The organism is Streptomyces sp. NRRL B-24085, assembly GCF_001282115.1.
Classification (GTDB): domain Bacteria; phylum Actinomycetota; class Actinomycetes; order Streptomycetales; family Streptomycetaceae; genus Streptomyces.
Genome location: NZ_LJBR01000074.1, coordinates 18,445 through 44,974, shown reverse-complemented (window position 1 = coordinate 44,974; position 26,530 = coordinate 18,445). Strand labels below are relative to the sequence as shown.

The window sequence follows — 26,530 nt, the reverse complement described above, 5'->3', positions numbered from 1 at the left end:
GTCAGTCCCCGATCCGGTCGATCTGGCGGAGCCTGTTCGTGGCGTCCAGGGCGGCGACCTTGTACGACTCGGCGAGCGTCGGGTAGTTGAACACCGCGTCCACCAGGTAGTCGACCGTACCGCCGCAGCCCATCACGGTCTGCCCGATGTGGATCAGCTCGGTCGCCCCGGTCCCGAAGCAGTGCACCCCGAGCAGGGTGCGGTCGACCGGGGAGACCAGCAGTTTCAGCATGCCGTGGGAGTCCCCGATGATCTGGCCGCGGGCGAGTTCGCGGTACCGCGAGATGCCCACCTCGAAGGGCACGCTGTCCTCGGTGAGCTGATCCTCGGTGCGCCCGACGAAGCTGATCTCCGGGATGGTGTAGATGCCGATGGGCTGGAGGCGGTGCATCTGCCCGACCGGCTCGCCGAACGCGTGGTAGGCGGCCGACCGGCCCTGTTCCATGGAGGTCGCCGCCAGCGCCGGGAAGCCGATCACGTCTCCCACGGCGTAGATGTGCGGCACCTCGGTGCGGTAGTGCTCGTCGACCGCGATCCGGCCGCGCCTGTCGGCTCTCAACCCGGCCTTGTCCAGGTCGAGTTCGTCCGTCAGGCCCTGCCGGCCGGCCGAGTACATCACGGCGTCGGCCGGGATCTTCTTGCCGCTCTCCAGGATGGTCAGCGTGCCGCGCGGGTGGCGCTCGACCGCGGCGACGGTCTCCCCGAACCGGAAGGTCACCGCGAGGTCGCGCAGGTGGTACTTCAGCGCCTCGATGACCTCGACATCGCAGATGTCGAGCATCCCGGCCCGCTTCTCCACGACCGTCACCTTGCTGCCGAGCGCGGCGAACATGGAGGCGTACTCCATGCCGATGACCCCGGCGCCGACGATGACCATGGAGCGCGGGACGTGTTCGAGGGCGAGCACGTTGTCGGAGTCCATGATCGTGCGGCCGTCGAACTCGACGCTGTCCGGCCGTGCCGGGCGGGTGCCGGTGGCGATGACGATGTTCTCGGCGCTGAGCAGCCGCTCGTGCCCGGTGACCTCGCGCAGGGCGACGGTGTGCGGGTCGACGAAGCGGCCGGTGCCGGCGTAGAGGGCGACGTGGTTGCGGGAGAGCTGGCTGCGGATCACGTCGACCTCACGGCCCACCACGTGCTGGGTGCGCGCGGTCAGGTCGGAGACGGTGATGTCCTCCTTGAGCCGGTAGCTCTGGCCGTACAGGTCCCGCTGGGTGAGGCCGGTCAGGTACAGCACCGCCTCGCGCAGGGTCTTGGAGGGGATGGTGCCGGTGTGGATGGAGACCCCGCCGACCATGTCGGGGCGGTCGACGACGGCGACCCGGCGGCCCAGCTTGGCCGCGGCGATGGCGGCCTTCTGGCCACCCGGACCGGATCCGATGACAAGCATGTCGAAGTCGGGCACCCTCGGAAGTCTGGCAGCCGCGGGGCACCCTGCGAAAGGGTGAGCGGTGAACCGTCGGAACTCCGTCGGCGCGGAGCAGCCGCGCAGGCCGCGCCGTGGCCCGCGACAGCCCGGGCGGACCGCGGGACAATACGGCCATGGGCCGCCGCCTCGCCGACACGAGCACCCCGGCCCGGCTCGCCGCCCCCGAGGAGGGCATCGGCCGGGACGAACTGGCGCTCGCCACCCGCAACCACGGCCTGCCTCTCGAGGCCATGCGCCACGACCTGACCCCGCCGGGCCTGCACTACGTCCTCACGCACTACGACATCCCGTACGTCCCCGAGGGCGCCCCCTGGCAACTCGTCATCGGCGGCCGGGTCCGTCGTCCGCTCACCCTGACCCCGGCCGAACTGCGGGCCCTTCCACGGGTCACCACACGGATCACGCTGGAGTGCGCGGGCAACGGCCGGGCCCTGCTCACGCCCCGCCCGGTCAGCCAGCCCTGGCTCGTTGAGGCGGTCGGCACCGCCGAGTGGACCGGCGTACCCCTGCGGCTGCTGCTCGCGGCGGCCGGGGTGGAGGACGACGCCGTCGACGTGGTGTGCACCGGCGCCGACCACGGGGTGGAGCGCGGTGTCGAACAGGACTACCAGCGGGCCCTGCCCCTCGACGTGGCCACCGGCACCGAGCCCGAGGTGCTGGTGGCCTACGAGATGAACGGCGCCCCGTTGCCGCCGCAGCACGGCAGTCCGCTCCGGCTCGTCGTGCCCGGCTGGTACGGCATGGCTCACGTGAAGTGGCTGCGCGGGATCACCGTCACCGACGCCCCCTTCGCCGGGTTCCAGCAGGCCGTCGCCTACCGGCTCCGGCAGCACCCCGACGAGGAGGGTGAGCCGGTCACCCGGATCGCGCCGCGCGCCCTGCTCGTCCCGCCCGGCTTCCCGGACTTCATGTCCCGCGCCCGGGTGGTACGGCCCGGCACGGTGACGCTGGAGGGGCGTGCCTGGTCGGGGCGGCCCCGGTCGTCCGGGCCGAGGTGAGCACGGACGCGGGCCGCTCCTGGCGCGAGGCGGAGCTCGAACCGGACACCGGTCACCGCTGGGCCTGGCGGCGCTGGCGCTTCGACTGGCGCGTCGAGCCCGGGGAGTTCGTGCTGAGCGCGCGGGCCACCGACGCGCAGGGGCACACCCAGCCGCTCCAACAGCCGTGGAACCGGGGCGGCTTCGCCAACAACCTCGTGCAGCGGGTCCAAGTGCTGTGCCTGGACGAGGAGTCGGCGGAGCGCTGAGGCGCGGTTCCGTGCCGGTGCGGTCGCCGGGGGAGGCGTGTCCGGCCGTCCCGGGACAGCCGGACACCACCCGGTCGTCGTGGCTAGGGCAGCAGTTTGTCGAGCGCGGCCGGGCCCTCCGCCGCCAGCTTGCGCCGGGCCCACTCGAGGGTGTGCGGGGTGATGTCCTTGCCCGAGGCAAGGACGAGGTCCTCCGGTGACGCTTCGGTGCCGGTACGGGCGTGGAGCAGGTCGTCCGGGGTGGCGCGGTCCTCGGACGGCCCGGACACGTCGGGCTGTGACGTCGGCATGATCTGTGCTCCTAGGATCCGGATGACTGTGCGGTCCCGGTGCTGTCAACGGGTCCGATATCACCATTCAACGCCCGGGCCGACCCTGCATCCCGAAGCGTCCAGGATGCCTGAATGATCGGGAAAGCGTGTAATGGGAGTATTGCTCTCCCGGGTTCGGCAGGGAAGACGATGCCATGTCCCGTACGCGAAACGGCTCCAAGGGCGGTCTGCGCAGACTGGGGGAGTGGTGCGCCCGGCACTTCGTGACCGTCCTGGTCGCCTGGCTCGTGGCCCTGGTCGCCCTGCAGACCCTGAACCGGTCCTTCGGCGGGGAGTACTCCGACAACTTCTCCCTGCCCGGCGTCCAGTCGCAGGAGGGCCTCGACGTGCTGAAACGGCACGACCCGGCGGCCGGCGGCTACAGCAGCCAGATCGTGCTGCACGACGGTGACAAGGCGCTCTCCTCGCTCGGCTCGCAGATGTCCACGACCGTCACCGACCTCCAGAAGCTGCCGCACGTCCTGTCCGCGCAGAACCCGCTGTCCACGCCCGCCTCGAAGGTCGGCCCGCTGTCCTCGGACGGGAAGACGGCGTACATCACGGTCCGCTTCGACGTCCAGCCCTCGACCCTCGGCGACGGCTACCTCCACGGGGTCGACGACGCCGTACAGCCGCTGCGGGCCGCCGGGGCCGACGTCGAGTACGGCGGTCCGCTCGGTGAACTCGCGCGGCCCGCCGCCGACGACAGGGTGAGCGAACTGATCGGGTTCGCCGTGGCGATCGTCGTCCTGCTCGTCGGTTTCGGCAGTGTGATCGCCGCCGGGATCCCCCTGGTGACCGCGCTGATCAGTGTGATCGGGGGGCTCGCCTGCCTGGGACTGCTGGCCTCGGCGTTCACCTTCGCCACCGTCTCGCCCACCCTGGCCACCATGATCGGACTCGGCGTCGGGATCGACTACGCGCTCTTCCAGATCACCCGCCACCGGCAGAGCCTGATGGACGGCAAGGATCCGGTGCGCGCTGCGGGCGGGGCCACCGCGACCAGCGGTCGGGCCGTCCTGGTCTCCGGCTGCACGGTGATCATCGCCCTGGCCGGACTGTCCGCGTCCGGGGTGGCGTTCATCGGGAAACTCGGTCTCGCGGCCGCCGTGACGGTCGTCTCCGCCGTCCTGGGCGCCCTGACCCTGGTCCCGGCCCTGCTGGGCCTGATCGGCGGCCGGATCGACCGCTACCGGGTCCGGAAGCCCGTCGCGGAGACCGGCGCCGCCGAGGGCGAGAGCCCGCAGGGGACCTGGCACCGGTACGCCCAGCGGGTCGAGCGGCGGCCGTGGCGCTACCTGGCCGCGGGCGTGACGGCCGTCGTCGTCCTCGCCATCCCCGTCTTCTCCCTCCAGCTCGGCCACATCGGCGACGGCGCCGACCCCACCTCCTTCACCGACCGGCGGGCCTACGACCTGATGACCGACGCCTTCGGTCCCGGCTCCAACGGCCCGCTCACCGTCGTCATCGACCAGACGTCCGTGCCGTCCGCCCAGCGCTCCGACCTGTCCTCCAAGGCACAGAAGACCCTCGACGGGGTGTCCGGCGCCGCCGCGGTGACCACGCTGACGCCCACCAAGGACGGTGACGTCCTGCTCGCCACGGTCTACTCCGAGAAGTCCCCGCAGAGCGCCGCCACCACGGACCTCACCAACCGCCTCGTGGACACCACCCTGCCCGCGGCGGTCTCCGGCACCGACGCCAAGGGGTACGTCACCGGCACGACCGCCGCCCAGGTCGACTTCCGCGACATCGTCTCCAGCCGGCTGCCGCTGATCATCGGCGTGGTCGTCGCCCTCGCCTTCCTGATCATCCTCGCGGTCTTCCGCGGACTGCTCGTCGCCGTGAAGGCGGCCGTCCTCAACGTCCTGTCGATCGCCGCCTCCTACGGCGTCGTCGTCGCCGTCTTCCAGTGGGGCTGGGGCGGCCCCGCGCTCGGCGTCTCCGGCAAGGTGCCCATCGAGAGCTATGTGCCGATGATGATGTTCGCGATCATCTTCGGGCTGAGCATGGACTACGAGATCTTCCTGCTCTCCCGGGTGCACGAGGCCTGGCTGCGCACCGGGGACGCCAAGGCCTCTGTCGCCCACGCCCTGGAGATCACCGCCCGGGTCATCACCTGCGCGGCACTGATCATGGTGAGCGTCTTCGCCGCCTTCATCGTCAGCGACAACATCGTGGTCAAGATGCTCGGACTGGGCCTCGCGGTGAGCGTGCTGATCGACGCGACCGTCGTACGGCTGCTCATGGTCCCGGCCGTCATGACCCTGCTGGGCCGGCGCGCGTGGTGGACACCCCGGTGGCTCGACCGGATCCTCCCGCACATCGACGCCGAGGGGGACCATGAGGCGGAAGGGGCGGTCAGCGGGGCTCCGGGGCCCCGGGCGCGAGAACGAGCATCGTGACGTCGTCCTGGAGCGCCGGCGCGTAGCGGACGAGGTCGGCCCAGACCCGTTCGACGAGGTCCGGGAGGTCACCCGGGAACCCGGCGATCCGGTCGAGCAGCGGATAGAAGTCCCCGGCGGCGTTCCTGGCCTCCCAGACGCCGTCCGAGGCCAGGAAGAGCCGGTCACCCGGCCGCAGCGGGACCGTGATCCCCCTCGGCGGCGAGGCGTCGGCCAGGCCCAGGCCCAGCGGGGTGCCCACCGGGACGTCGAGTTCCACCGCCCGCCCGTCGCGCAGCAGGACCGGCCCGGGCTGCCCGCACGCCACGATCCGTACGGCCGCGGCCCCGGCGCCGAACTCCAGCACCACCGCCGTCGCGAACAGCTCCGAGTGCGGCACGGTCGCGGAGTCCACCGCCAGCCGCCGGTCCAGCCGAGCGGCCACCGACTCGGGATCCGGCCGGTCCAGCACCGCCTCCCGGAAGGCTCCCAGCAGCGAGGCCACGGTGGCGACGGCCGACAGCCCGTGCCCCTGCACGTCACCCATCACCGCCCGCACCCCGCAGGACCCCTCCCGCACGTCGAAGAAGTCGCCCCCGACCAGCGTCCCGCGCTGCGCGGCCCGGTACAGCCCCGCACACCGCACGCCCGCCACCCGCTCGGGCAACGGCGGCACCACGGCCCGCTGCGCGGCCTCCGCGACCGCGCGCTCGGTCACCAGCTGGGCGTCCCGCCGGCTGCGGACGAACGACACGATCACACTGAGCGCGGCGACGAAGCCGACGGTCAGCAGATCGGTGCTGCCCGGATCGTTCAGCCGGAACACCGGCACGTTCAGCACGACCAGGACGAGCCCGCCGAGCACGGCGGTCGCCAGCGGTCCGTACGACAGCACGGCGAGCGGCGGGATGGCGCCCAGCAGGAACCCGATGTCGAGCGGACCGGGGCTCGCGAGCGTGGCCACGCACACCCCCGCCAGCAGCGCGGCGGGCAGCACCCGCACCCAGCCCGGCGGCGGCGCTCCCCGCAGCCAGCTCCGCCGGTCCCGGTCGCGCACTCCGCTCACACCACCACGCTGCTACGACCGGCCCGGCCCCGCACGCCGAACCGGCTCTAGAACGGCGTGAGCGTCAGCCGGATCCCGGTCGGAGCCGTGTCCTGGACGTAGGAGGCGAAGTCGGCCACGTCGTCGAAGGCGAAGCCGTACGCCTTGCCGTCCACCGCGGCCGCGTGCATGGCCTTGGCGTAGTGGTTGGTGAGCGCGGTCCGGTAGAAGGCGGCCGGGTCGGTGGTCGGCTGGGCCGCGGAGCCGACCAGGGTCGACCGGTTGAACCCGGCGCCGAGCACCGCGGCGACCGGCCCTGTCGTGCCGTCGTTGGGAGCGGCGAGCGCGCCGTGGCAGAACAGCACGTCCCGGGTCGACGGCCGGGCGAAGGAGACCTGCGCGGGCCCCGTGAACACCAACTGCTCCCCGCGTACCCGGCCGGTGAAGGTGCCCGCGTTCGTGGTGACGGTCAGGTCCCTGCCCGTGTACGTGCTCCACACCTCGTCGACGGCGGGCGCGAAGTAGTCGGCCGGGAACAGGCCGGCGTCCAGACCGTGACCGGGCGCGATGACCCGCGTGTCGTCCACGACGAGGGGCGCGAACTCCGGGACCTGGCGTACGGCGGCGAAGGCGGCGGCCCGCCCGGAGGCGCGCAGGGTGCCCGTCGTCTGGTCCTGCGCCCCGGTCAGCCGGATGCTCATCGGCACGCTGAACATGTCCACCATGGTGGTGTTGCAGAACATGCCCGCGGAGTTGTAGGTGAACTCGGCGCAGTCGTGCAGCACCGGGTAGTTGGGGTCCGAGGCCACCCAGCCGGCCGGGTACTGGAGGGCGGGGTCGCCGTTGCCGTCGGCGACGGCCTTGAACTTCAGCTTCGCGCCCAGGGACACGTAGATCCGGCCGGACAGGTAGGGGAGCGACAGACCGGTCTCGCCGCCGGCGGACAGGGGTATCGCGTAGTCGGTGTAACCGTCGGCGCCGTTGTCGGAGAGGGCGACGGGAGCGAGGGTGCCGTCGGGGGTGACGCGGACCTGCCTGCCGTCCTGGTTGCCCACGATGTACAGGTGGACGTTGGCGTTGTCGAAGGCGCCGGTGTTGTTGACGACGGTCAGCGGCAGGGCTCCGGCGGCCGTGTTGCGGCTGCCGTCGGCGAGGGCGTGGGGAGCCAGTGCGGCGACGGCGGGCGCGGCCGCCATCGCTCCGCCGAGGGCGAAGAGGACCTTGCGGCGACCGAGCCGGTGCTGGTGACGAGGTGTCATGTGGGGGGGTCTCCTCAGCGAGGTGAGAGCGCTCTCAGGGGGGTGACGGGGCCCGATAGTACGGACGGCGGGCGCTGCGGCACACCGAGCCGACGGCGTTTAATCCGGCCTTAAGTCCCGTTTAAGCGGGGGTGGTTGCACTGGTCCCTGTCACGAAAACCGATGGACGGCCCTCCCGAAGATCCCGTAGCCTGAGCGGCCACGCATCGAGACCAGCGGAAGGAGGCGAGTGCCGTGCAGTCCACGACCCTTCAGCGCTCCCTCTCCGTCGTCCCGGCGTGCCTCGTCTGACCGGGAGCGCTCCTCGCAGTTCGCCTCCCGGAGGAATCCACTCATGACCGAGTTGGTCATCCGCGCGCTCGACGAGAGCGACGCCCACCTGTTCGACGCCCTGCCCGACCCCCTCGGGGCCCGTGAGGCCCACAAGCTCACCCGGCACCGCCCCGACTGGAAGCGCGTCGCCCTGCGCGACGGCGAGGTCGTGGCGCGCGGCGCCTGGTGGGGCGGCCCCGACGACACCGCACCCCTCAACATCAACTGGTTCGACGTGGCCGAAGGGGAGGAGGAGGCCGGCGTCGAACTCCTGCGCACCGCGCCCTGGCGGGTCGAGCTGGAGATGAACCTGCCCGCGGGCTGGCGCGAGGACCCCGCCCTGCGGGCCGCCGCCGAGGCCCGCTTCACCGCCGTGCGGAAGGCCGGGTACGAGCTCCTGGTCGAGCGGTTGCTGTACCGGTGGACGCCGGAGCACGGGCTGCCCGAGCGGCCCGGACGGCTGGAGTTCCGTCCCGAGCCGGACGACGCGGTCTTCTTCGACCTGCTGCGCCGCATCCACTCCGTCACCCTCGACGCGCACGCCCTCAAGGCCGTCGAGGAGGGCGGACTCGACCGGGCCGCCCAGGAGGAGCTCGACTTCTTCCACTGGTGCCCCTCGCCACGCGAGTGGTGGCAGATCGCGTACACCTCGCAGGGCGAGGTCGCGGGGATCCACATTCCGGCCCACAACCCCTCGGGGCCCTGCATCGGCTTCATCGGGGTGGTGCCGGAACAGCGCGGCCGGGGCTACGCCTACGACCTGCTCGCCGAGTGCACCCACTGTCTGGTCGGGCAGGGCGCCGAGTTCGTCTCCGGCGCCACGGACCGGGGGAACTTCCCCATGGCCCGGAACTTCGCCGAGGCGGGCTATCCCGTCGTACGGGAGCGCCTCAACTACCGGCCGACGGGCGCCGCATGAGTCCTGGTCCGACCGTCGGCGCCGGACGATGTCTACGCCGTGGGTGCCCCGGGCCCGCCCAGCAGGGTCTCCGCCTCGACCAGGATCTCGGTGACCCGCAGGGCGAACCCGGCGTCGCACGGATGGGCCTGGCCGGTGCGCGCGGCGGTGAGCAGGGCATCGCCGGCGCGGACCAGGGCGGGGACCACACCCTCCGACGACTCGGGGAGCAGGGCCACCCCGTTCGCGCCGCGCAGTTCGACGCCCGCGCCCGCCGCCGCGGGCGGTGCCGTGAGGCTCAGCGTCAGGGTGCTCGACGCGCCGCCGGTGTGCGTGAGGACCAGATGGACGGTGTCACCGGGGCCGTGCGCTGCCGCTGCCACCTCGCGGACCTCGCCCAGCACCGGCAGCAGCACCGACAGGGCGTGCGGCCCCACGTCCCACAGGGCCCCCTTCTCCTGTCGCCACGGCGAGTCGGCGAAGGGGCTCTCGCTGGTGAACACCGACCCCAGCCATTCGGCCCGTCCCGTGAACCAGCCCTCCACACCCGCCTGTTCACCGATCCACGCCTCGGTCTCGGCGAGGAAGCGCGAGGTGAAGAACACGACTGAGGCGACCCCGCTCTCCCGGGCGGCCTCGACCACGGCCCGCCCCTGCTCGACCGTCGTCGCCAGGGGCTTGTCCAGCAGCAGATGGCACCCCGCCCGCGCGGCCCGCGCCGCCAGGTCGGCCTGCACGGCCGGCGGCAGGGCGACGGCGACGGCGTCCACGTCGGCGAGCAGCGCGTCGACGTCGTCGTAGGCGCGCGTGCCGTGCTCGTCGGCGAGCTCCTTGGCGGCGTCCGGGCGCCGGCCCCACACCCCGGCGAAGTCCAGTTCCGGGTGCGCGCCGAGCGCGGGGGCGTGGGCCATCCTGGCCCAGGGGCCGGTGCCGAGCAGTCCGATGCGCATGCCGTCGCCTCTCTCGCCGTTCTGTCGAACCTCACGATGACCGGACGGGACCCCGCCGGTCGAGGTGAGGGTGTCACACGCACAGCGAGGACACGCAACCGCGTCACGTGCGCGGGTCGGCTCGGGAGGCACGGTCCGGGATTCAGCACCCCGGTCGCTGAATGCGTTCTCATTCTTCTATTGGACCTTCGGCGGGTGCGGCGGCCAGGCTGATGTGAGCCCGGACCCGCGTGACAGGCGAAAGAGGTGCAAGGTCATGCACACCCGCCGTATCGGTGATGTCGAAGTGAGCTCCATCGGACTGGGCGCCATGCCCATGTCCATCGAGGGGCGGCCGGACGAGGAACGCTCCGTCGCCACCGTCCACGCCGCGCTCGACGCGGGCGTGACCCTGATCGACACCGCCGACGCCTACCACCTGCACGCCGACGAGGTCGGGCACAACGAGACCCTGATCGCCAAGGCCCTCGCCTCCCACGACCGGGGCGGAGAGGTCCTCGTCGCCACGAAGGGCGGGCATCTGCGCCCCGGGGACGGCAGTTGGACGCTCGACGGCAGCCCCGGCCACCTCAAGCAGGCCTGCGAGGCCTCGCTGCGCCGGCTGGGTGTGGAGGCGATCGGGCTCTACCAGTTCCACCGCCCCGACCCCCGCGTCCCCTACGAGGAGTCCGTCGGCGCCGTACGCGACCTCCTCGACGAGGGCAAGATCCTGCGGGCGGGCATCTCCAACGCGAACCCCGACCAGATCCGGCTGGCCAACGAGATCCTCGGCGGCCGGCTGGTCTCGGTGCAGAACCAGTTCTCCCCGGCCTTCCGCTCCAGCGAGCCGGAACTGCGCCTGTGCGACGAGCTCGGCATCGCCTTCCTGCCCTGGAGCCCTCTCGGCGGGATCTCCCGGGCGGGCGAACTGGGTTCGGCGCACGCCCCGTTCGCGCGGATCGCCGAGAAGTACGGGGTGAGCCCGCAGCGGGTGTGCCTGGCCTGGATGCTCGCCAAGTCGCCGGTCGTCGTGCCGATCCCGGGTGCGAGCCGCCCCGAGACGATCCGCGACTCGCTCGCCGCGGCCGATCTGGTGCTCGACGCGGAGGAGATCGCGGAGCTGGACGCCGCCTGAACCCGCGTTCCCCCCACGTGCGGACTGGCCCCGGCATTCATGGTGTCCCTAGGATGGACTCCCTGTCCTGCCAGGCCAGTTGGCGGCACAAGCTGGGGGAATGATGAGCACCGGTAAGAACCTGTCCACGTCGATCGACGCCTCGGTACCCACCGCCGCGCGCATGTACGACCACTACCTCGGCGGCAAGGACAACTACGCGGCCGACCGGGCCGCCTGCGAGGAGCTCGACAAGGTCGTCCCGAGCACCCGCAGGCTCGCCGTGAACAACCGGCGCTTCCTCCAGCGGGTGGTCCGCACGCTGTCGTCGGAGTACGGCATCCGGCAGTACCTGGACCACGGCTCCGGCCTGCCCACCCAGGACAACGTCCACCAGGTCGCGCAGCGCATCGACTCCACCACGCACGTGGTCTACGTCGACAACGACCCGATGGTCCTCGTCCACGGCCGGGCGCTGCTGGAGCAGGACGAGCGGACCGCCGTCATCCACGCGGACATGCGGGAGACCGACCAGATCTTCGGTCACGAGGACACCCGGCGGCTGATCGACTTCTCGCAGCCCGTCGCCGTGCTGTTCAACTCGGTCATGCACTGCATCCCCGACAGCGAGACGGACGGGCCGGCCGCCCTGGCCCGCCGGGTGCGCGAGCGGCTCGCGCCCGGCAGCTTCATGGTGATGTGCCAGCTCGTCAGCGAGGACCCCGCGGTCCGCGACTTCGTCACCGACTTCATGGCCAAGGCGACCCAGGGACACTGGGGCCGGGTCCGTCAGGAGAAGGACGTGGCCGAGTGGTTCGAGGGCCTGGAGATCCTCGAACCGGGCCTCGTGGAGGTCTCCACCTGGCGCCCGGACACCGACGTGGCCCCTCGCCAGCTCACCCACGAGTGGATCGAGTTCGGCGGCGTCGCCCGACTCCCCTGACCCGACGGGTGCACGCTCCCGGCGCGACCTCCAAGGTCCCGCGCCGGGGGCGTCACCTGCGTTCCGGGCGGCGCCCACGCCGGTCGGTTCCTCCATCCCACCTGTACGAGAGGGCGCGCGAGTGGACCGCACCATACGCACGGTGGAGGACGTGCTCCAGCTCCTGGACACCCTGTTCGCTCCCCAGGCCGATCGCTGGACCGGGGACGCCGGTTCCTGGTGGGACGGCTTCTACGCGGACCGCTCCAAGCCGGTTCCCTTCTTCGCCGCGAAGCCGGACGAGAACCTGGTGTCCTGCCTCGACCGTGGTCTGGTCACCACCGGCCGCGCCCTCGATCTCGGCTGTGGTCCGGGCCGCAACGCGCTGTACCTGGCCTCCCGGGGCTTCGAGGTCGACGCCGTCGATCTCTCACCGGCCGCGATCGCCTGGGCCGGGGAACGTGCCCACGAGACGGCGGCCGACGTCCGCTTCGTGTGCGGCGACGCGTTCTCCCTGTCGGGCGGCGAACTGTGCGGCACCTACGACCTGATCTACGACTCGGGCTGCTTCCACCATCTGCCGCCGCACCGCCGTGTCAGCTACCTGGCACTTCTCGAACGGCACCTCGCGCCCGGCGGCCGCTTCGGCCTCGTCTGCTTCGCCGACGGCGCCGTGGGATCGGACCTGCCGGATGCGGAGGTGTACCGGCGGGGCGGGCTGGAGGGCGGCCTCGCCTACTCGGCCGCGTCCCTGCGAGGGATCTTCCGGGACCTGACGGAGATCGAACTCCGGCGCATGCGCGACGAGCCGCCCGGTTCGCCCTGCTTCGGTGAAGCCTTCCTGTGGGCGGGGCTGTTCGGCCGTGACGGCTGACGCGGGCTCTCAGCCGCCGTACCGCTCCTTCATCGTCCGCTCCAGCATCTTGAGCGACTCGCGGGGTTCGAGCGCGTCGTCCGCCAGGCGGTCCAGGGCGAGGCGGTACTCCTCCGTCTCGTCCCGGTCCTCCAGGAAGTTGGCGCTCTTGATGTGCTCCAGGTACACGACGTCCGGCAGATCGAGCCCGCCGAACCGCAGATACGTGATCGGGATGGCCGGCGCCGAGGCGTTCGTCACGTCCAGCGGGATGACCTGCACCGTAACGTTGGGGCGCTGCGCCATCTCGATGAGGTGGGCCAGTTGGTCCCGCATGACCTCCCGGCTGCCCAGCACCCGCAGCAGGACCGACTCGTCGATCACCGCCCAGAGCTGCGGGGCGTCCTCGCGCAGCAGCAACTGCGCACGCCGCATGCGCAGTTCGACGCGTCGGGCCACCTCGCTCGCCGCCGCGGCCGGCAGACCGCGCTCGACCACCGCACGGGTGTAGTCCGGGGTCTGGAGCAGGCCGGGGACGTACTGGATCTCGAAGGTACGGATGGCGGCGGCCGCCTCCTGAAGTCCGACCAGCCGGTCGAACCACTCCGGCATCAGCCGCTTGTCGTACCGCTGCCACCAGCCCGGGTCACCGGCGCGCTGGAGCAGCTTGAGGAGCACCGAGGACTCGTAGTCCTCGGTGCCGTACAGCTCCAGGAGAGCGCGTACGTCGCTCTCCGACGGGGGCCTGCGGCCCTTGCCCGACTCGATGCGGGACAGCTTCGCGGGGCTGAACCCGAGGGCCCGGGCCGCCTGGTCCTGGGCGAGCCCGGCATCCTCGCGGAAGCCCGCCAACTGGACGCCCACCAGCATTTTCAGCAGGGTGGGAGCCGGCTCGGTACGGTCCAGGTACGGTTCCAGGCGGGAGATGCGGTGGGACGCGGCTGACATCCTGACTCCCAGTAAACCGGCACAGAGACGACTCACACTATCGCACGCAGCGTGGCCGTACCGCACCATTCCGTAGACGCCGGTGTGGGTGCGGGAGTTGGGACCCGGCTCGTACCGGATCCCGGCCCCCTCACAGCAGGTGGTCGAACTCCCCGTCCTTCGCGCCGGCGAGGAACGCCGCGACCTCGGCCGGTGTGTAGACCAGCGCGGGGCCGTCGGGATCACGGGAGTTGCGCAGCGCCACGCCGCCGTCGATCAGCGAGGCCACTTCGACGCAGTTGCCCTCGGCGTTGCTGTGACGGCTCTTGACCCAGCGGGCGTCGAGCGAACTCGCCCGCACTCCGTTCTGCACTGGCACTGCAGTCTCCTTGCTGTTCACGATCTGTGCCGGGCGCCGTGCCCGGCCGTGCGAGGCGACCAGGGGCACGCGACGGCAACCTCCGTGGCCCCACCCGTTGTTCGCGCAATTTCTCGTGCAATTGCACGCGGGCGCCTTCAGCGTGGATAATAGCTCCGGCGTCAACCCCTGCGGTTGCGCCCCGTCTTGACGTCGCATCAAGGAGATGCCGTGTCGTCACCTGCGAACCACGTGCTCCGGCCGCCGAGCCCGGCCGCGCCGGAGGTGGGTGATGCGGGCCCGGCCGGTGAGACCCCGCGGCGTCCGCGCCCGGCCGCCGCGCCACGGCGACCGGCGTCCCTCACCGGGCGGGGCCCGGTACCGCCGGGGCCCGGTACTCCCGGCTCCGCCACGCTGCTCGTCCACTGCAGCGCACAGGGATTCGCCCGGGCCCGCGCCTTCACGCGCGAGACGCTGAGCTGCTGGTCCCTGGGACACCGCAGCGACGACGCCACCCTCGTGATCACCGAACTCGCCGCCAACGCCGTGGCCCACGCGGTGCTGCCGCCGGCGGCGCAGGGTGCGGCCGAGGTGTGGCTCGGGCTGTCCTTCGACCCCGCCCATCTGCTGGTGACCGTCTCCGACCCCGGTGACGAGCCGCCCGCGTACGCCCCCGGAGACGTCACCGCCCTGCGGGAGAACGGCCGGGGCCTGCACATCGTCGACGCCCTGGCCGACGAGTGGGGCTGGACCGCACGGCCCCCGGCCGGCAAGACGGTCTGGGCCAAGCTGTCGACCGCCCCTCCTCCCTGACATGACCGCCGCGGAAAGGTTTCACGCCATGCGCACCGCTCCGGACCAGCCGAGCAACGAGCGCACCAGCCACCCCGTGCCCACGACCGGGGTGGCGCGGACCACGCCCCTCGCGGCGCTGAGCCGGGTGCCCTGGGGCGAGATCCAGGACTCCACCGGCTGCGCCGCCGCCATCCCCCTGCTCCTCAACAGCGTGGCCTGGGGGGACCCCGAGACCGCCGGCGCCGCACTCGGGGAGCTGCGCAGGCGCATCTGCCAGTACGGCTTCGTCGTGGAGCAGGCCACCGCCGCCACGGTCCCCTTCCTGTGGGAGCTGGCCCAGCTGCCCCAGGTGACCTGCCGGGCGGAGATCATCCAACTGCTCAGGAGCATCGCCGGCGCCCGCCAGTGGGAGAGCACGGCGGCGGTCTACCCCAAGCTGCTCAACCACCGCGAGAACCCCGTGGTGTGGGAGCGAAGGGCCCGCCAGGCCGTGCGCGCCAAGAGCGGGGCCCTCAGCGAGCTGATGGCCGACGACGACAGCGAGATCGCCCACGCCACCACGGAACTCGCCCGCACTCTGGACGAGTAGGAACGGCGGCCGTCACCTGGTGTAGTCCTGGCCGACGAGGGGGAGAAAGCGCTTGCCCTCCACACGGCAACCGGAAGGACCACCGACGATGGCCTCGTCGCTGGAAAGACCGCTCGACCATCGCTACCGAGGCGAGCACCCGATCCGCACACTCGCCTACCTGCTCCGCGCCGACCGCCGCCGACTGGCCGGGGCCGTCGCGGTGTTCACCGTCAAGCACAGCCCGATCTGGCTGCTGCCCCTGATCACCGCGTCCATCATCGACACCGTCGTCCAGCACCAGCCGATCACCCGGCTCTGGACGAGCACCGGCGTCATCCTGTTCATCCTGCTGGTCAACTACCCCCTGCACCTCCTCTACGTCCGCCTCCTGTACGGCAGCGTGCGCCGCATGGGCACCACCCTGCGCTCCGCCCTGTGCACCCGCATGCAGCAGTTGTCCATCGGCTACCACTCCCGGGTCAGCGCCGGCGTGCTCCAGGCCAAGGTGGTGCGGGACGTCGAGACGGTCGAGCAGATGGTGCAGCAGACCGCCGAGACCGGCCTCGGCGCCACCACGGTGCTGATCGGCGGGCTGGTCATCATCGCCGTACGGACCCCGGAGTTCGTGCCCGTCTTCCTCGTCGTCGTGCCCGCCGCCGCCCTCGTCGTGGCCCGCCTCAGGGCCCGGTTGCGCACCCACAACGAACACTTCCGCCACGAGGTCGAGACCCTCTCGTCCCGGGTCACGGAGATGACCCGCCTCATCCCGGTCACCCGCGCCCACGGCCTGGAGGGCAAGGCCCTGCGCCGCATGGACGGCACCCTGCGCCGGCTGCTGACCTCCGGGATGCGCCTCGACCTCGTCAACGGCCGCTTCGGCTCGCTGGCCTGGGTCGTGCTCAACGTGGTCGGCGTCCTGGTCCTCGCCGGTGCCGCGCTGGTGTCGTACTACGGCGTCTGGGGCGTCACCCCCGGCGACGTCGTGATGCTCAGCGCGTTCCTGACCACGCTCACCAACTCCACGACAACGTTGGCAGCGCTCGCCCCGGTCATCACCAAGGGCCTGGAGTCCGTGCGTTCCGTCGGCGAAGTCCTCCAGGCGCCCGAACTGGAGGACAACGAGGGCAAGACCCAGGTCGACTCGGTGCGCGGGGCCGTCGAGTTCCGGGGCGTCGGCCACAGCTACGACAACGGGCGGCCCGCCGTACGGGACTTCACCTTCTCCGTCACCCCCGGCGAGACGATCGCCCTCGTCGGCGCCTCCGGCGCGGGCAAGTCCACCGTGCTCAACCTCGTCATCGGCTTCATCCGGCCCACCTCCGGGCGGCTGCTGCTCGACGGGACGGACATGAACACCCTGGACCTGCGCACCTACCGGCGCTTCCTGTCCGTCGTACCGCAGGAGTCCGTCCTCTTCGACGGCACCATCCGCGACAACGTCGCCTACGGCATGGACGACGCCGACGAGCGGACGGTACGCGCGGCGCTGCGTGACGCGAACGCGCTGGAGTTCGTCGACCGGCTGCCGCAGGGCCTGGACACCCTGGTCGGCGAGCGCGGGGCGCGGCTGTCGGGCGGACAGCGCCAGCGCCTGGCCATCGCCCGCGCCCTGATCCGTGACCCGCGGGTGCTCGTCCTCGACGAGGCGACCTCGGCCCTGGACACCCGCTCCGAGGCGCTCGTCCAGCAGGCGCTCGCCCGGCTGCTGCACGGACGGACGACCTTCGTGGTCGCGCACCGGCTGTCGACCGTGCGCGGCGCCGACCGGATCGTGGTGATGGGGGAGGGCCGGATCCTGGAGACCGGCACCCACGAGGAACTCCTGCGCCGCGGCGGGGCGTACACCGCGCTGCACGCCGGACAGCCCGCCTGAGGCCCGCCCGGCCTGCCGGGGTTCAGGCCGCGCTGCTCCGCGGCACCCGGCGGGGGCACGTCGAGTCGTGGTCGGTGCCGCAGCTCGTCCACCAGCGTTCACAGCACGCGGTGTCGAGTTCGGCGCGGACGATGTCGTCGGCGGCCCCCGCGCCGGGCCCGCCCGGGCCGCCGACCCGGCCGCGCATTTCGGCCAGGGTGCGCCGCTGGTCCTGGAGCACGCTCTCGCGCACGACCGCGATGACCGGGACCAGGCTCGCGGCGGCGAACAGACACGCGGTCCACGGCGGGCCCTGGCGCAGCGCGAGGACCGCGGTCCAGGCGAGTCCGGTGCTCGTCGCGAGATAGAGGGCACTGAGGAGACCTGCGGAGCGGTTCATGGGCGTATACCGTTCATGTGCGAGGGATGCCCCTTGTTCAACGGTTTGCGGCCCTTGGGGAAGCGGGTCCGCCCGCACGGTATTGCGCCAATCGCGTGCCGGGGAGCGGCGGACGGGATTGGGCCGGCGCACAGGGGGCATACGAGCGGAAAATTCGAGAGAGGGGCGCTTCGTGCTCGTTCCGGACCCTAAGGCCGTCAGAACCCTGCTGACCCGCTACGCGTCACTGAGGATCGCCCAGGCGGAGAGGGAGAGCCCGGCGACGGCTCGTGAGCTGGAGGACGTCAGTTACACGCTGTGCGTCATGATGGGCACCACCGACGTCCGCGAGGCGGTCGCCAGGGCCGACGCCCTGCTGCCGGCCGCCGCGGTCGCGGACCCGGACGGTGAGGACAGCCTGCCGCTGGCGGGGTGAGGTCACACCGGGCCCGGCGGACGGTCAGGGACGCGCCGCCGCCGGGACGGCGTCCTTCGCGTTGAACGCCGCGCGGTACGCCTGCGGGGTGGTTCCGACGACCCGGCGGAAGCGCTCCCTGAACGCCGTGGGGGAGCCGAACCCCGCCTGCCGCGCGATCCGTTCGACCGGGTGGGCGGTGTTCTCCAGCAGGTACTGTGCGCGCCGCACCCGGGCCCGCAGCAGCCACTGCAACGGTGTGCTGCCCGTCTGCTCCCGGAACCGGCGGCTGAAGGTGCGCTCGCTCATCCCCGACCGGGCCGCCATCGCCCCGAGGGTGATCTCGTGGGCCAGGTTGTCCTCGACCCACTCCAGCACCGGCTCCAGCGTCGAACCGCGGGGCACGGGCGGGTGGTCGTGGACGATGAACTGGGCCTGCCCGCCCTCGCGTTCGAGCGGCATCACCGACATCCGGGCGGCATGGGCAGCGACCGCCGACCCCAGGTCCCGGCGGATCATGTGCAGACACATGTCGAGGGCCGCGGCCGCTCCCGCGGAGGTCAGGATCCGACCGTTGTCGACGTACAGCACGTCCGGCTGGACCTCGACGGCGGGGAAGCGCCGTGCCAGCTCGTCCGCGGCCACCCAGTGTGTGGTGGCGCGCAGGCCGTCCAGGAGCCCGGCCGCCGCGAGCACGAAGGCGCCCACGCACACGGAAGCGATCCTGGTGCCGGCCGCCGCGGCCTCCCGCAGTGCCGCCAGGACGCGCGGGGAGGGCGGTGCGGCGGTGGGGGAGCAGCCCGGCACGATGACCGTGTCCGCGTCCGCGAGGGCTTCCAGACCGTGTTCGACCCGCAGGGCGAAGCCGCCGTCCGCGCGGACCTCGGGTGACTCGGCGCACAGCCGGACGCGGTAGGCGGGGCGGCCGTCGGGCAGCCGCGTCCAGTCGAAGACCTGCATGGGGGCCGCCATGTCGAACGGCACCACGTCGTCGAGAACCAGGATCACCACGGAGTGCATGACCGCCACGATAGGCAGGTTCCCGCCACCGCCGCGACCACGGGAGCAGGGTGAATCCGCTGTCGGGCGGGTTGGCGGGAATCCGTCGGCAACTGTCGTTTCAGCCTCTGTGTGATCACCCGCCGGGTTCCTAGCGTGGACGGGCACCGCCGACCACCGGAGAGGGATCCGCCACCCCATGACCAAGTTCCTGCTGAGCCTGCACGTCCTCGCCGCCATCGTCGCCGTGGGGCCGGTGACCGTCGCGGCCAGCATGTTCCCGCCCGCGGCCCGCCGGGCCGGCACGGAGGAGGCCGGCGTCGGCACGGTACGGCTGCTGCACCGCATCTGCCGGGTCTACGCGGCCGTCGGCGTCGCGGTCCCCGTCCTCGGTGTCGCCACCGGAGCGGCGATGGGCGTCCTGGGCGACGCCTGGCTGACCGCCTCCATGGTCCTGACGGCCGCGGCCGCCGGAATCCTCGCCGCCTTCGTCCTGCCGAGGCAGGGCGAACTGCTCGACGCGTTGACCGGACAGGGGAGCGTCGAACGCCGGGCAACCGCCCAACTGGCCATGTTCACGGGCCTCTTCAACCTTCTGTGGGCGACTGTGACCGTCCTGATGATCGTCCGGCCGGGGTCCACCACCGGCGCATGACCGCCCGCCGGCCGTCAAGCCCGGAACCGGAATTCGCACGTCGGTGCGTGGAGGCGCCTAGACTCGTCAGCCGTGCCCATGCGCGTGGGCCCGCGAAAACGAAAGGCGCGTTGACGGGTGTTCCAGGATTCCCCCATCTACGACCGACTCGTCGCCGAGCGCGGCGACGTCCCCGCTCTGACCCGCAGGGAGGCCGAGCGCGTACGCAGGGAACTGGAGTACGTCATGCGGCCGCTGCAGTCCCTCATGCCCCCGGCCGCCCCCGAGCGCCCGGCGTCACCGGGCCAGGGATGGGTGCCCGCCCTGCCGCCCGCCGCCCCGCGGCCCTACTGATCCGGTCTCAGGACACCCCGGTGCCCGCCCCGTTGACGGGGCAGCGCGGGACCGGGCCGGGCCAGCCACTCGGCGATGCTGCGCGCGATCGGCTGGCCCGTCTCCACCTCCACGAAGCCGAACTGCCCTGACTGGTTGCACTCCAGGAACCACCAGGTCCCGTCCGCGTCCTCGGCGAAGTCGAAGGCCCCGTAGGCCAGTTCCGCCGCCCGGAGATAGTCCAGGACGGCTCCGGCCACCCGCGGCGGGACCTCGGCGGGCTGCCAGGGCGCGGTGGACGGGGCGAACCGTACGTCCACCTCGTCGTCGGCGCCCGCGGCCTTCCGGGCGGCCAGCATCGTCTCGCCCACGACCGTCAGGCGGATGTCGGCCCGCTTGGCCACCCGCCGTTGCAGCAGGGTCGGGCCGAAGGCGACGGCCGCGAAGTCGGCGTCGGGCGCGACCCGGCTGGTCGGCACCGCCCGCGGCGGGTCCTGCGGGTGTGCCCCGGAGACCGGCTTGACCACGAGGTCCGGATAGCGCTCGGCGAACTCACGGGCGGCCTGCGGGAACGTCGTCACGATCGTGGCCGGCACGGGCAGTCCGCAGCGCTGGGCGAGCCGTAGCTGCCAGGGCTTGTGACGGGCCCGGCGGGCCGCGTCGGGATGGTTCATCCAGCGGGCGTCACTGCCCCGGAGCATGCCGTACAACGCCTGGGCGGACTCCTCGGTCAGCCACTCCGAGGGCGCGGCCGCCCGCGCCGCCGGGGTGCCCGGGCGGCGGACCCAGATCGAACGCAGCCCGGAGATGCCCACCAGACGGCCGCCGACCGAGAGGTGGCCGCGGAAGGTGCCGTGCACGTACTCCCCGGACAGCGCGACACCGTCGGTCAGGTCGGCCGGGTCGAGCCGGACCACCGGAACCCCCGTGGCGTTGAGGTGCACCACGACCATGTCGGCCGTGACGTCCTCTTCGCAGGTAAGAATCAACACGGTCATCGAACGTCGGCCGTGTTCAGTCGTCGAAGTGAGTCTTGGAGCCCGCCGTGCTCGTGGTGGTCCCCAGTTCCCTCATCAGCGCGTGGTCGCGGGCCGCGACCCGGCCGTCCATGAGCACGTTCAACTGCAGCCCGGAGTCGTAGACGTACGGAGTGGTCGCCTCCAACGCCGCTGCCGGACGTGCGTAGTTGAGCGCGAACGGTTGCATCGTCTCTCCCTCGCCGGTACTGCCTCTCACCGACGGCCTCTCCCCACGACGCCGTCAGGTCAGCCGACTTGCTTCGGCTTCCAGAGACTTATACGAATCGAACGAGTGATTGGTTTCCTTACACTGCGTAATCACGGCCGCCGGACGGTCTCCCCGTCCCGCCCGTCGAGCCGCAGCGCGGCCCGGTCGGCGGCGGAGCCGCGCAGGGTGCGCAGGGCGAGCAGCAGGACGCCGATGTCGTCGAGGTACACCGGGTCGGGCACCAGGTCGGTGGGCAGGACGAAGTACAACAGGGCGCCCCAGAAGACCCAGCGGGGCCCGGTGGGCAGCCCCGCCCGACGCAGACCGCGCCGGGTCCTCACGAGCCGCACCAGCACTCCCACGGCCACCGCCAGCACCAGCGCGGCCAGCACCACGGCGGCGACGATCAGTGCTGTGCTCGAGTCCACGAGCCGACCTCCTCCTCCGCGCGCCGGACGGCGCGCTGTCTGACGGATTCCCGCATCCGGCCCCCCTAGGCCCGCCGCGGGCCGCACTCACACCCGTGGCTCATCCGAGTGGCACGCCGCCGTGTACCCGCTTACGAATGAGGTCATCTCAATGCCGCGGTCGCACGACGGGGGCGCGTAGGAGCGACCGCAACTCTTTGTCTGGAGCAGAGCATGACCACCGGCCCGACAGAAGCCTTCCCGAACGAACCCGCCATACCGATGGACCGGTCGTACGGCGATCCCGTCGGCGACCTGGTACGTGCCGCCGTGGCCGACCGTCCCCTGGAGGACGTCGTCCACCTCATCACCCTGCTGGAACAGTCACCCCAGTACGCGCAGTCCACCGCCGCGGCCCTGCGCGCCGTGGGCGTGGACCGGTCCGTGGAGGACGTCACCCGGCTCGTCGCCCTGCTGACCCGCCCGCCCCGGGACGCGGACAGCGCCGACGAGGCCATCCGGGCCGCCGCCGAGTCCCGTCCCGTCGAGGACGTGACCCGTCTGGTGGCCCTGCTGAACCGGTCCGAACTGCAACCCCACTGCGGGCAGGAGGCGGTGCGCGCGGCGGCGACCGGCAGGCCCGTCGAGGAACTCGTCGAACTCATAGGGCGCCTGGCCACGGAACCGCCCCCGTCGCCCTCGCCCGAGATGTACGAGGCGTACGACGAGGAGTTCCGGCCCGAACCGGAGGTGCCGCAGGCGAGCGCCTTCCCGGCCCCGCCGCCGCATCCGCCCGCGTCCGGGCGGACCCGGAGTGCGGCCCTGTGGCCGAGCAGGATCGCCGCCCTGGCACTGCTGGTCTGCGGTGTCCTGTGCTTCCCGGTCCACCAGGACGGGGCGTCCGTGCAGGTGTACGGGTTCGCGCTCGGGGTGTCCCTGCTGTGCGTGCTGCTCGCCGCGATGACCCTGCGCCCCGCGGTCCCGGTCCTGGCCCTCGCGGTCGTCGTGCCGGCCGGGGTGGCAGCGGGCCAGTTGCTGAACGGGCAGTTCCGCTCGGCCGGGCTCGCCCGGGCCCTGGAACTGCCGCTGGCGCCGGCCTGGCTCGCGGGGACGGCGGCGGTGTGCGCGTCGCTGGCCGCGCTGACCGCACTGGTGGTGCATGTCGCCACGCCGCCTCCGCCGGAGCACGTCCTGGCACGGCGACGGACGGCGGAGGCCATCCGCGAGGCGGCGGACGCCCCCCTGGCCCGCTAGCCGGCGGGTGCGGGGCCCTGCCTAGGAGCCGCCCCTCTCCCGGAGGCCGCTGAGGACGCGGTCCGGGGTGAGGGGCAGCTCCCGCAGGCGTACGCCGGTGGCGTGGAAGACGGCGTTGCCGATCGCGGCCGCCGTTCCCACGATGCCGATCTCGCCGATGCCCTTGCTGCCCATGGGGTTGAGGCGGGTGTCGTCCTCGTCGATCCAGTGCGCCTCGATGTCGGGCACGTCGGCATGCGTGGGCACGTGGTACGCGGCCAGGTCGGACTCGGTGAAGTCTCCGAACGCGGCGTCCATCGTGCTGCCCTCGGTCAGCGCCATGCCGAGCCCCATGGTCATGCCGCCGACGAACTGGGAGCGCGCGGTGCGGGCGTTGAGGATGCGCCCGGCGGCGTACACCCCCAGCAGCCGGCGCACCCGGGTCTCACCGGTGACCGTGTCGACGGCGACCTCCGCGAAGTGGGCGCCGAAGGCATGACGGGCGTAGGGGCTGTCGGCGTCGGCGCGGCCGGCGGTGTCGGCCCGGACCTCGATCCCGTCCGCGGGCACCGGCCCGTCGGCCAGGCGTTCCGCGAGCCGGGAGCACGCCTCGTGCACCGCCCAGCCCCAGGACGCGGTGCCCGACGAGCCGCCGGCGAGTGACGCGGCGGGCAGGTCGCTGCAACCCACCTCGGTCCGCACCCGGGCCACGGGTGCCGCGAGCGCGTCCGCGGCGATCTGCGCGAGCACCGTCCTGGCGCCCGTGCCGATGTCGGTGGCGTTGATCCGTACGACGAAGGTCCCGTCGGGCAGTGCCCGCGCCGCCGCCGTGGACGGTTGCGCCATGACGGGATAGAGGGCGGCGGCCACTCCCGAGCCCACCAGCAGCGGGCCCTCGGCACGACAGCGCGGCCGCGGGTCCCGCTCGGACCAGTGGAAGCGCCGGGCGCCCTCGCGCAGGCACTCGACCAGGTGGCGGCTGCTGAAGGGCTTGCCGCTGTCGGGCTCGGTGTCCGGCTCGTTGACGATCCGCAACTCCACCGGGTCCATGCCGAGTTCGACGGCCAGCTCGTCCATGGCCGACTCCAGGGCGTACATGCCGGGCGCCTCGCCGGGCGCCCGCATCCAGGACGGGCTGGGCACGTCGAGGGGCGCCACACGGTGGGCCGTGCGGGAGTCGGGGACCGCGTACATCACCCGTGCGGGCACCGCGGCCTGCTCGACGAACTCCTTGATGCGCGAGGTGTGGGTGGTGACCTCGTGGAGGAGGGAGGTGAGCCGTCCGTCGGGCCGCGCCCCGAGGCGCAGCCGGTGCAGGGTGGGGGCGCGGTGTCCCACGACGGACGGCAGGAGGCGGCGGGGAAGGGCGAGGGTGACCGGCCGCCCGGTGTGCTGGGCCGCCATCGCGGCGAGCACCACGTCCGGCCGGGGTGTGCCCTTGGAGCCGAAACCGCCGCCCACGTGCTCGGCGTGCACGATGACGTGGTCCTCCGGGAGGCCGAACAGGCCCGCCAGGACGGCGCGTACGACCGTGGAGCCCTGGGTGGAGGTGTGCACCGTGAGCCGGCCGTCGTGCCACTCGGCCGTCGTCGCGTGCGGTTCCATCGGGTGGTTGTGCAGCGGGGGCACCCGGTAGCCGGCGTCGACGCGGACCGGGGCGGACGCGAACGCGCCTTCGGGGTCGCCGTGTTCACGGGTCCCCGGGAAGCCGCCGTTGGCCTCCTCGGGGGCGTACGCGTCCGGGTGCGTGACGGTCAGGACGACGTCGTGGTCCTCCACGGCGTAGTCGACCTGCACGGCGGCGGCACCCGCGCGGGCGGCCTCCAGGGTCTCGGCCACCACCAGGGCGACGAACCAACCCCGGTGCGGCACACGGGAGTCGCGCAGGACGGCGAGGGTGGGGTCCTCCGGCTCGGACAGCCTCGGTGTGTTCTCGTGGGTGAGCACGGCGAGGACTCCGGGCACGTCCAGAGCGGCCCCGGTGTCGATGCCGGTGACCCGGCCCCGGGCGATCGAGGCGGGCACGGGCCAGGCGTGCGCGCGGCCGGGACGGGGCTGTTCGGCCGCGTAGCGGGCGGTGCCGGTGACCTTCTCGCGGCCTTCGCGGCGCTCGACGGGAGCGCCCAGGGCGGTGGCGGTGCCGTGCGCGGTGGCGTCCATGCGTCCTCCTCAGGCCCTGGCGGCCGCGGTGAGCCGGGTCAGGACGTCCACGGCTAGCGAGCGTGCCAGGGGCACCTTGTAGGCGTTGTCCCGCAACGGTTCGGCGGCGGACAGCTCCAGTTCGACGGCGTGCTCGAACGCGTCCGCCGTGGGTGCCGCGCCCAGCAGCGCCCGCTCGGCCCGCAGCGCCCGCCACGGCCGGTGTGCCAGCGCCCCGAAGGCGATCCCGGCGTGGTCGACCACCCCGTCCGTCACCCGCACCACGGCGGCCACGGAGGCGAGGGCGAAGGCGTACGACGCCCGGTCCCTGGCCTTGCGGTAGGCGGACGGCAGCCCGGCCGAGGCCGCCGGCAGCAGCACCCCGGTGACGAGTTCGCCGGGCAGGATCTCGGTGTCCCGCTCCGGCTGGGCCCCCGGCAGCCGGTGGAAGCCGGCGACGGGGACACTCCGGGCGCCCCCGGTGCCGTACAGCTCGACGCGGGCGTCCAGGGCGGCGAGCGCGACGGCCATGTCGGAGGGGTGGGTGGCGATGCAGTGCGGGGAGTGCCCGAGCACCGCGTGGTCCCGGTGCACGCCCTCGCGGGCGCCGCAACCGCTGCCCGGTTCCCGCTTGTTGCACGGTTTGGAGACGTCCTGGAAGTAGGGGCAGCGGGTGCGCTGGAGCAGGTTGCCGGCCGTGGTGGCCGCGTTGCGGAGCTGCCCCGAGGCGCCCGCGAGCAGCGCCTGGGACAGGGCCGGGTAGCGGGTGCGGACGGCGGGATGGGCGGCCAGGTCGCTGTTGCGGACCGTGGCGCCGACGCGCAGCGAGCCGTCCGGGAGCTCCTGGACCTCGTCGAGGGGCAGCCGGCTGACGTCGACGAGCACGTCCGGCTGTTCGACGCCGAGCTTCATCAGGTCGACGAGGTTGGTGCCGCCGCCGAGGTAGCGGGCGCCGGGCCGGACGGCGAAGAGCTCCACCGCCTCCTCGGCGCTGGTGGCGCGTACGTAGTCGAAGGTCTTCACCGGATCACGTCCTCGACCGCGTCGACGATGCGTGGATAGGCGCCGCACCGGCACAGGTTGCCGCTGAGCCGTTCGCGGATCTCGTCCCGGTCCAGCGGGACGGGGTGCCCGGCGGGGGCGTCGCCGGTGACGCGCGAGGGATGGCCGGCCGCAGCCTCGTCGAGCATGCCGAGGGCCGAACAGAGCTGGCCCGGGGTGCAGTAGCCGCACTGGAAGGCGTCACGGTCCAGGAAGGCCCGCTGGAGGGGGTGCAGTTCGTCCCCTTCACCGGCGAGACCCTCGACGGTGCGGACCTCGCTGCCGTCCAGGGCGACCGCGAGCAGCAGGCAGCTGTTGACGCGGCGCCCGTCCACCAGGACCGTGCAGGCACCGCACTGGCCGTGGTCGCAGCCCTTCCTGGCCCCCCACAGGTCCAGGTCCTCGCGCAGGACGTCGAGCAGGACGCGCCGGTGGTCGACGAGGAGGGTGCGGGGTTCTCCGTTGACGGTGAGCTTCGTCTCCGAGCAGGTGGCGCTGTCGTTGTTCTCGCCGCTCAT

At 72.6% G+C, this 26,530-nt stretch carries 27 protein-coding genes and 1 pseudogene; 13 read left to right on the top strand and 15 right to left on the bottom strand.

Features of this window, described 5'->3' with window-relative positions; genetic code table 11:
• Window position 1: 1 nt before the first annotated feature.
• Entirely contained in the window at window positions 2–1,405 is a 1,404-nt protein-coding gene (sthA, locus tag AOJ26_RS11430) for a Si-specific NAD(P)(+) transhydrogenase (protein WP_053848124.1), read from the bottom strand.
• Window positions 1,406–1,542: 137 nt separating this feature from the next.
• Here sthA and AOJ26_RS11425 point away from each other — a divergent pair.
• Window positions 1,543–2,675: pseudogene (locus AOJ26_RS11425) on the top strand (sulfite oxidase).
• Window positions 2,676–2,758: 83 nt separating this feature from the next.
• Here the strand turns inward: AOJ26_RS11425 and AOJ26_RS11420 are convergent.
• Window positions 2,759–2,965, bottom strand: coding sequence for a hypothetical protein (locus AOJ26_RS11420; RefSeq protein WP_053848123.1), 207 nt, complete (start codon window positions 2,963–2,965; stop codon window positions 2,759–2,761).
• A 176-nt stretch (window positions 2,966–3,141) separates the two neighbouring features.
• On the opposite strand from AOJ26_RS11420, the gene AOJ26_RS11415 reads away from it, so the two are divergent.
• On the top strand, window positions 3,142–5,391 hold the full coding sequence (locus AOJ26_RS11415) for an MMPL family transporter (protein WP_053848122.1): 2,250 nt from the start codon (window positions 3,142–3,144) through the stop codon (window positions 5,389–5,391).
• Here the strand turns inward: AOJ26_RS11415 and AOJ26_RS11410 are convergent.
• Window positions 5,348–6,427, bottom strand: coding sequence for a PP2C family protein-serine/threonine phosphatase (locus AOJ26_RS11410; RefSeq protein WP_053848121.1), 1,080 nt, complete (start codon window positions 6,425–6,427; stop codon window positions 5,348–5,350). The genes AOJ26_RS11415 and AOJ26_RS11410 overlap by 44 nt on opposite strands.
• Before the next feature lie 56 nt (window positions 6,428–6,483).
• Complete coding sequence (locus AOJ26_RS11405; RefSeq protein ID WP_053848120.1) at window positions 6,484–7,674, bottom strand: beta-1,3-glucanase family protein; 1,191 nt, start codon at window positions 7,672–7,674, stop codon at window positions 6,484–6,486.
• 334 nt (window positions 7,675–8,008) lie between these two features.
• On the opposite strand from AOJ26_RS11405, the gene AOJ26_RS11400 reads away from it, so the two are divergent.
• Entirely contained in the window at window positions 8,009–8,905 is an 897-nt protein-coding gene (locus tag AOJ26_RS11400) for a GNAT family N-acetyltransferase (protein WP_053848119.1), read from the top strand.
• A 32-nt stretch (window positions 8,906–8,937) separates the two neighbouring features.
• On the opposite strand, the gene AOJ26_RS11395 is transcribed toward AOJ26_RS11400, so the two are convergent.
• Window positions 8,938–9,834, bottom strand: coding sequence for a Gfo/Idh/MocA family protein (locus AOJ26_RS11395; RefSeq protein ID WP_053848118.1), 897 nt, complete (start codon window positions 9,832–9,834; stop codon window positions 8,938–8,940).
• 256 nt (window positions 9,835–10,090) lie between these two features.
• Between AOJ26_RS11395 and AOJ26_RS11390 the strand changes: the two genes are divergently transcribed.
• The 3 genes from AOJ26_RS11390 to AOJ26_RS11380 all read left to right on the top strand — a co-directional run bounded on the left by AOJ26_RS11390 (window position 10,091) and on the right by AOJ26_RS11380 (window position 12,723).
• A complete protein-coding gene (locus AOJ26_RS11390; protein ID WP_053848117.1) occupies window positions 10,091–10,948 on the top strand; it encodes an aldo/keto reductase in 858 nt (285 codons plus the stop codon).
• Window positions 10,949–11,051: 103 nt separating this feature from the next.
• The gene (locus AOJ26_RS11385) at window positions 11,052–11,870 is read left to right on the top strand and encodes an SAM-dependent methyltransferase (RefSeq protein ID WP_053848116.1); all 819 of its coding nucleotides are present in this window, start codon (window positions 11,052–11,054) and stop codon (window positions 11,868–11,870) included.
• 121 nt (window positions 11,871–11,991) lie between these two features.
• On the top strand, window positions 11,992–12,723 hold the full coding sequence (locus AOJ26_RS11380; protein ID WP_053848115.1) for a class I SAM-dependent methyltransferase: 732 nt from the start codon (window positions 11,992–11,994) through the stop codon (window positions 12,721–12,723).
• 9 nt (window positions 12,724–12,732) lie between these two features.
• Here AOJ26_RS11380 and AOJ26_RS11375 read toward each other — a convergent pair whose 3' ends face one another.
• Window positions 12,733–13,650: a helix-turn-helix domain-containing protein gene (locus AOJ26_RS11375; RefSeq protein ID WP_053848114.1), complete on the bottom strand. Its 918-nt coding sequence runs from the start codon at window positions 13,648–13,650 to the stop codon at window positions 12,733–12,735.
• Window positions 13,651–13,780: 130 nt separating this feature from the next.
• Window positions 13,781–14,002, bottom strand: a complete 222-nt coding sequence (locus AOJ26_RS11370) for a DUF397 domain-containing protein (RefSeq protein ID WP_053848113.1) — start codon at window positions 14,000–14,002, stop codon at window positions 13,781–13,783.
• Window positions 14,003–14,218: 216 nt separating this feature from the next.
• On the opposite strand from AOJ26_RS11370, the gene AOJ26_RS11365 reads away from it, so the two are divergent.
• From AOJ26_RS11365 to AOJ26_RS11355, 3 genes are all read left to right on the top strand, one after another.
• Window positions 14,219–14,800, top strand: coding sequence for an ATP-binding protein (locus AOJ26_RS11365; RefSeq protein ID WP_234358528.1), 582 nt, complete (start codon window positions 14,219–14,221; stop codon window positions 14,798–14,800).
• A 28-nt stretch (window positions 14,801–14,828) separates the two neighbouring features.
• Window positions 14,829–15,371, top strand: coding sequence for a hypothetical protein (locus AOJ26_RS11360; RefSeq protein ID WP_053848112.1), 543 nt, complete (start codon window positions 14,829–14,831; stop codon window positions 15,369–15,371).
• An 88-nt stretch (window positions 15,372–15,459) separates the two neighbouring features.
• Window positions 15,460–17,226 (top strand): ABC transporter ATP-binding protein, encoded by a 1,767-nt coding sequence (locus AOJ26_RS11355; RefSeq protein ID WP_053848111.1) that lies wholly within the window; start codon window positions 15,460–15,462, stop codon window positions 17,224–17,226.
• A 22-nt stretch (window positions 17,227–17,248) separates the two neighbouring features.
• Here AOJ26_RS11355 and AOJ26_RS11350 read toward each other — a convergent pair whose 3' ends face one another.
• On the bottom strand, window positions 17,249–17,605 hold the full coding sequence (locus AOJ26_RS11350; protein WP_053848110.1) for a hypothetical protein: 357 nt from the start codon (window positions 17,603–17,605) through the stop codon (window positions 17,249–17,251).
• A 172-nt stretch (window positions 17,606–17,777) separates the two neighbouring features.
• Between AOJ26_RS11350 and AOJ26_RS11345 the strand changes: the two genes are divergently transcribed.
• The gene (locus AOJ26_RS11345; RefSeq protein ID WP_053848109.1) at window positions 17,778–18,020 is read left to right on the top strand and encodes a DUF5133 domain-containing protein; all 243 of its coding nucleotides are present in this window, start codon (window positions 17,778–17,780) and stop codon (window positions 18,018–18,020) included.
• 24 nt (window positions 18,021–18,044) lie between these two features.
• On the opposite strand, the gene AOJ26_RS11340 is transcribed toward AOJ26_RS11345, so the two are convergent.
• Window positions 18,045–19,019 carry a GlxA family transcriptional regulator gene (locus AOJ26_RS11340; protein ID WP_053848148.1) on the bottom strand — a complete coding sequence of 325 codons (975 nt, stop codon included), beginning with the start codon at window positions 19,017–19,019 and terminating at the stop codon, window positions 18,045–18,047.
• Between the two features lie 178 nt (window positions 19,020–19,197).
• On the opposite strand from AOJ26_RS11340, the gene AOJ26_RS11335 reads away from it, so the two are divergent.
• A complete protein-coding gene (locus AOJ26_RS11335; RefSeq protein ID WP_053848108.1) occupies window positions 19,198–19,653 on the top strand; it encodes a hypothetical protein in 456 nt (151 codons plus the stop codon).
• Between the two features lie 117 nt (window positions 19,654–19,770).
• Window positions 19,771–19,986: a hypothetical protein gene (locus AOJ26_RS11330; protein ID WP_053848107.1), complete on the top strand. Its 216-nt coding sequence runs from the start codon at window positions 19,771–19,773 to the stop codon at window positions 19,984–19,986.
• Here AOJ26_RS11330 and tgmB read toward each other — a convergent pair.
• From tgmB to AOJ26_RS11315, 3 genes are all read right to left on the bottom strand, one after another.
• The gene (gene tgmB, locus AOJ26_RS11325; protein WP_053848106.1) at window positions 19,980–20,963 is read right to left on the bottom strand and encodes an ATP-grasp ribosomal peptide maturase; all 984 of its coding nucleotides are present in this window, start codon (window positions 20,961–20,963) and stop codon (window positions 19,980–19,982) included. The genes AOJ26_RS11330 and tgmB overlap by 7 nt on opposite strands.
• A 16-nt stretch (window positions 20,964–20,979) precedes the next feature.
• Window positions 20,980–21,171 (bottom strand): putative ATP-grasp-modified RiPP, encoded by a 192-nt coding sequence (tgmA, locus tag AOJ26_RS11320; protein ID WP_053848105.1) that lies wholly within the window; start codon window positions 21,169–21,171, stop codon window positions 20,980–20,982.
• Between the two features lie 131 nt (window positions 21,172–21,302).
• Entirely contained in the window at window positions 21,303–21,620 is a 318-nt protein-coding gene (locus AOJ26_RS11315) for a YkvA family protein (protein ID WP_053848104.1), read from the bottom strand.
• A 213-nt stretch (window positions 21,621–21,833) separates the two neighbouring features.
• Between AOJ26_RS11315 and AOJ26_RS11310 the strand changes: the two genes are divergently transcribed.
• A complete protein-coding gene (locus tag AOJ26_RS11310; RefSeq protein ID WP_053848103.1) occupies window positions 21,834–22,853 on the top strand; it encodes a hypothetical protein in 1,020 nt (339 codons plus the stop codon).
• Window positions 22,854–22,874: 21 nt separating this feature from the next.
• On the opposite strand, the gene AOJ26_RS11305 is transcribed toward AOJ26_RS11310, so the two are convergent.
• From AOJ26_RS11305 to AOJ26_RS11295, 3 genes are read right to left on the bottom strand one after another with little or no spacing between them, the layout of a single operon-like run.
• Window positions 22,875–24,992 carry a xanthine dehydrogenase family protein molybdopterin-binding subunit gene (locus tag AOJ26_RS11305; protein WP_053848102.1) on the bottom strand — a complete coding sequence of 706 codons (2,118 nt, stop codon included), beginning with the start codon at window positions 24,990–24,992 and terminating at the stop codon, window positions 22,875–22,877.
• A 9-nt stretch (window positions 24,993–25,001) separates the two neighbouring features.
• Window positions 25,002–25,994, bottom strand: a complete 993-nt coding sequence (locus tag AOJ26_RS11300) for an FAD binding domain-containing protein (protein WP_053848101.1) — start codon at window positions 25,992–25,994, stop codon at window positions 25,002–25,004.
• Complete coding sequence (locus tag AOJ26_RS11295; RefSeq protein ID WP_053848100.1) at window positions 25,991–26,530, bottom strand: (2Fe-2S)-binding protein; 540 nt, start codon at window positions 26,528–26,530, stop codon at window positions 25,991–25,993. Before AOJ26_RS11295 ends, AOJ26_RS11300 begins: the two co-directional genes overlap by 4 nt.

What these genes read in the sequence shown, in the direction of transcription:
- AOJ26_RS11420 (WP_053848123.1), bottom strand. Translation starts at nt 2,965, where the DNA reads ATGCCGACGTCACAGCCCGACGTGTCCGGGCCGTCCGAGGACCGCGCC.
- AOJ26_RS11415 (WP_053848122.1), top strand. Translation starts at nt 3,142, where the DNA reads ATGTCCCGTACGCGAAACGGCTCCAAGGGCGGTCTGCGCAGACTGGGG.
- AOJ26_RS11405 (WP_053848120.1), bottom strand. Translation starts at nt 7,674, where the DNA reads ATGACACCTCGTCACCAGCACCGGCTCGGTCGCCGCAAGGTCCTCTTC.
- AOJ26_RS11400 (WP_053848119.1), top strand. Translation starts at nt 8,009, where the DNA reads ATGACCGAGTTGGTCATCCGCGCGCTCGACGAGAGCGACGCCCACCTG.
- AOJ26_RS11395 (WP_053848118.1), bottom strand. Translation starts at nt 9,834, where the DNA reads ATGCGCATCGGACTGCTCGGCACCGGCCCCTGGGCCAGGATGGCCCAC.
- AOJ26_RS11390 (WP_053848117.1), top strand. Translation starts at nt 10,091, where the DNA reads ATGCACACCCGCCGTATCGGTGATGTCGAAGTGAGCTCCATCGGACTG.
- AOJ26_RS11385 (WP_053848116.1), top strand. Translation starts at nt 11,052, where the DNA reads ATGAGCACCGGTAAGAACCTGTCCACGTCGATCGACGCCTCGGTACCC.
- AOJ26_RS11375 (WP_053848114.1), bottom strand. Translation starts at nt 13,650, where the DNA reads ATGTCAGCCGCGTCCCACCGCATCTCCCGCCTGGAACCGTACCTGGAC.
- AOJ26_RS11360 (WP_053848112.1), top strand. Translation starts at nt 14,829, where the DNA reads ATGCGCACCGCTCCGGACCAGCCGAGCAACGAGCGCACCAGCCACCCC.
- AOJ26_RS11355 (WP_053848111.1), top strand. Translation starts at nt 15,460, where the DNA reads ATGGCCTCGTCGCTGGAAAGACCGCTCGACCATCGCTACCGAGGCGAG.
- AOJ26_RS11350 (WP_053848110.1), bottom strand. Translation starts at nt 17,605, where the DNA reads ATGAACCGCTCCGCAGGTCTCCTCAGTGCCCTCTATCTCGCGACGAGC.
- AOJ26_RS11340 (WP_053848148.1), bottom strand. Translation starts at nt 19,019, where the DNA reads ATGCACTCCGTGGTGATCCTGGTTCTCGACGACGTGGTGCCGTTCGAC.
- AOJ26_RS11335 (WP_053848108.1), top strand. Translation starts at nt 19,198, where the DNA reads ATGACCAAGTTCCTGCTGAGCCTGCACGTCCTCGCCGCCATCGTCGCC.
- tgmB (WP_053848106.1), bottom strand. Translation starts at nt 20,963, where the DNA reads ATGACCGTGTTGATTCTTACCTGCGAAGAGGACGTCACGGCCGACATG.
- tgmA (WP_053848105.1), bottom strand. Translation starts at nt 21,171, where the DNA reads ATGCAACCGTTCGCGCTCAACTACGCACGTCCGGCAGCGGCGTTGGAG.
- AOJ26_RS11310 (WP_053848103.1), top strand. Translation starts at nt 21,834, where the DNA reads ATGACCACCGGCCCGACAGAAGCCTTCCCGAACGAACCCGCCATACCG.
- AOJ26_RS11305 (WP_053848102.1), bottom strand. Translation starts at nt 24,992, where the DNA reads ATGGACGCCACCGCGCACGGCACCGCCACCGCCCTGGGCGCTCCCGTC.
- AOJ26_RS11295 (WP_053848100.1), bottom strand. Translation starts at nt 26,530, where the DNA reads ATGAGCGGCGAGAACAACGACAGCGCCACCTGCTCGGAGACGAAGCTC.